A 3240-nucleotide genomic window follows, 5' to 3' on the forward strand; every position below is an offset into this window, starting at 1 on the left:
GGCAACCAGCCCTCCCAGATCAAGTTCGACGTCACGGTGCCCATCGGGACGCTGGGCAAGCTGCACGTCGCGGCGACCGTGCAAGCGGCGGCACCGCACCAGCGCGCAAGAGGACGTGAGGGACGCGGCCTGATCCTGCGCCGGGACGATCTGCGCGAGGCCGTACGTGAGGGCCGCGAGGGCAATCTCGTCCTGTTCGTCGTGGACGCGTCCGGCTCCATGGCCGCGCGGCAGCGGATGAGCGCGGTCAAGGGAGCTGTGCTTTCCCTGCTGTTGGACGCCTACCAGCGCCGCGACAAGGTCGGCATGGTCACCTTCCGCCGCTCCGCTGCGGAGGTCGCGCTGCCGCCGACGTCGTCCGTGGAGGCGGCGGCCTCCCGCCTGGAGTCGCTGCCCACCGGCGGGCGTACGCCACTGGCCGAAGGACTCCTCCGAGCGCGCGAGGTGCTGCGCGTCGAGCACATGCGGGATCCCGCCCGCCGTCCGCTGATGGTCGTCGTGACGGACGGGCGTGCCACCGGCGGCAGGACCGCGGACGGCACGGCACCCGCAGAGCAGGCCCGGCGCGCGGCTCGGCTGCTGGCCGCGGACGGCACGGCGTCGGTGGTGCTCGACTGCGAGGCCGGACCGGTGCGGCTCGGGCTCGCCGGCGAGCTTGCCCGGGACCTGGGCGGCACGGCGGTGACACTCGAGGAACTGCGCGCGGACGCCGTCACCGACCTCGTACGGCACGCCACGGGCACGCAGACGGGCAGCCGGCAGCCAGCCGCACAGACCGACTCCAACTCACCGACACGGAGGGCCGCTTAGTGCCGAAGGGACAGCCGAGCACCGTACCCGAGGACGGGCTGACGACGCGCCAGCGCCGCAATCGCCCCCTCGTCGCCGTGCACACGGGGGCGGGCAAGGGGAAGTCGACGGCAGCCTTCGGGCTCGCGCTGCGGGCCTGGAACCAGGGATGGCCGATCGGGGTTTTCCAGTTCGTGAAGTCGGCGAAGTGGAAGGTCGGCGAGGAGCGGGCCCTTCGTGTGCTGGGCGAGAGCGGCGAGGGCGGCTCCGTGGCCTGGCACAAGATGGGCGAGGGCTGGTCCTGGATCCAGCGCGACGGCGAGATGGGCAACGAGGAGGCTGCCCGCGAGGGCTGGGAGCAGATCAAGCGGGACCTCGCGGCCGAGACCTACCGCCTGTACGTGCTCGACGAGTTCGCGTATCCGATGCACTGGGGCTGGGTGGACACCGACGAGGTCATCGAGGTGCTCCGGACCAGGCCCGGCGCCCAGCACGTGGTCATCACCGGCCGCAACGCGCCCGGAAAGTTGATCGACGCGGCCGACCTGGTCACGGAGATGTCCAAGGTGAAGCATCCGATGGACGAAGGGCAGAAGGGCCAGCGGGGCATCGAGTGGTGAACCCGCTCCGCACGGCGGGGTGCCGGGCAGCGGTGAACTCCTCGCGCGAGCAGGACACTTCGGTACGGGAAAGCACAGTGAGCACGCAGAAGACACAGCAACGAGCCGGTACAGCAAGCCCGGTGGGCACATGAGCAGCGTGGACGTTCCGCGCCTCGTTCTTGCCGCGCCCGCCTCGGGCAGCGGCAAGACGACGGTGGCCACCGGGCTGATGGCCGCGTTCACCGAGGCAGGTCTCTCGGTCTCCCCGCACAAGGTCGGCCCGGACTACATCGATCCCGGTTATCACGCGCTGGCCACGGGCCGGCGCGGCCGCAACCTCGACGCGTACCTGTGCGGCCCCGACCGGATCGCGCCGCTCTTCGCGCACGGCGCGGCCGGCACCGAACTGGCCGTCGTGGAAGGCGTGATGGGCCTGTTCGACGGCGTGGCCGGGGCGGGTGAAACGGCGTCGACCGCGCATGTGGCGAAGCTGCTCCGCGCCCCGGTGGTGCTCGTGGTGGACGCCTCGTCGCAGTCACGTTCGGTCGCCGCCCTCGTCCACGGCTTCGCGTCCTGGGATCCGGAGGTGCGGGTCGCGGGCGTCCTGCTGAACAAGGTCGCCTCGGACCGTCACGAGGAGCTGCTGCGCGAGGCCATGGAGGCCTCGGGCGTGCCGGTGCTGGGCGTGCTGAGGCGTGTGCCCGCGCTGGGCACACCGTCCAGGCACCTCGGGCTGGTGCCGGTCGCCGAACGGCAGGCGGAGGCCGTCGCGGCCGTCGCCGGGGCCGCAGCGCAGGTCCGGCAGGGATGCGACCTCGACGCGTTGCTGGCGCTGGCCCGCACCGCTCCTCCCCTGACCGTCACCCCCTGGGAGGCGGCTGCCGAGATCCCGGAACGCGTACCGGTCCCGTCCGAGCCCGGGCCTGAGGCGGCGGGCCGCTCCGGCAGGCCCGTCGTCGCCGTCGCCGGAGGCGCCGCGTTCACCTTCTCCTACGCGGAGCACGAGGAACTGCTGCGCGCCGCCGGCGCCGAAGTCGTCCCGTTCGACCCGCTCCACGACGAGTCGCTGCCCGCCGACACGGGCGGCATCGTCATCGGCGGCGGCTTCCCCGAGGTGTACGGGCCGGACCTCTCGGCGAACGTGCCTCTGCGCACTGCCGTGACCCGCTTCGCCTCCGGCGGCGGGCCAGTGGCCGCGGAATGCGCCGGACTGCTCTACCTCTCACGGGAGTTGGACGGACTGGAGATGTGCGGGGTGCTGGACGCGACGGCCTGGATGACGGACCGGCTCACACTGGGCTACCGCGAGGCCGTCGCCGTCGGCGACAGCTCCCTGGTGGCGGCCGGCACCCGGGTGCGGGGTCACGAGTTCCACCGCACGGCCGTCTCGCCCGGGGCGGGAACGGAGCCCGCATGGGGGCTGGTACGTCCCGAGCGGCGCACGGAGGGATTCGTGAGCGGCGACGCAGGAAGCGTGCACGCCTCGTATCTGCACGTGCACTGGGCCTCCGTCCCGGAAGCGGCCCGCAGGTTCGTGGACAGGTGTGCCGGATGAACGTGCCGCCCGGTGCCGGAGCCCCGACGAGCGAGGGCGCACTCCCCGGGCAGGTCCGGCCTGCCCTGCCGTCACGGTCGTTGACCGTCGGGATCGGAGCGAGCCGCGGAGTCGGCGGCGACGAAGTGCTCGGCCTCATCAGGCGCGTTCTCGACGGCGCCGGTCTTCCGATGTGCGCCGTCCGGGAGTTGGCGACGGTCGACGCCAAGGCCGGCGAGCCCGGACTGCTCGCCGCCGCCGACAGGCTGGAGGTGCCTCTGCGCACATACCCGGCCGCCGTGCTCTCCGAGGTCG

At 72.8% G+C, this 3240-nt stretch carries 4 protein-coding genes; all 4 read left to right on the plus strand.

The window, feature by feature from the left end:
* The coding region (locus H5J26_RS29745) for a vWA domain-containing protein (protein WP_181769063.1) at positions 1–810 on the plus strand (810 nt) is incomplete at its 5' end.
* Positions 810–1409, plus strand: a complete 600-nt coding sequence (cobO, locus tag H5J26_RS29750; RefSeq protein ID WP_181769064.1) for a cob(I)yrinic acid a,c-diamide adenosyltransferase — start codon at positions 810–812, stop codon at positions 1407–1409. The genes H5J26_RS29745 and cobO, both read left to right, overlap by 1 nt.
* A gap of 130 nt (positions 1410–1539) precedes the next feature.
* Complete coding sequence (locus H5J26_RS29755) at positions 1540–2946, plus strand: cobyrinate a,c-diamide synthase (protein WP_181769065.1); 1407 nt, start codon at positions 1540–1542, stop codon at positions 2944–2946.
* Positions 2943–3240: cobalamin biosynthesis protein (locus tag H5J26_RS29760; RefSeq protein ID WP_181769066.1), on the plus strand; the 298-nt coding region annotated here is incomplete at its 3' end. The genes H5J26_RS29755 and H5J26_RS29760, both read left to right, overlap by 4 nt.

Source organism: Streptomyces albidus (ex Kaewkla and Franco 2022), from assembly GCF_013870515.1.
In the GTDB taxonomy this organism is placed as follows: domain Bacteria; phylum Actinomycetota; class Actinomycetes; order Streptomycetales; family Streptomycetaceae; genus Streptomyces; species Streptomyces albidus.

Coding starts and splice junctions, on each gene's coding strand:
- H5J26_RS29755 (WP_181769065.1), top strand. CDS start 1,540: ATGAGCAGCGTGGACGTTCCGCGCCTCGTTCTTGCCGCGCCCGCCTCG.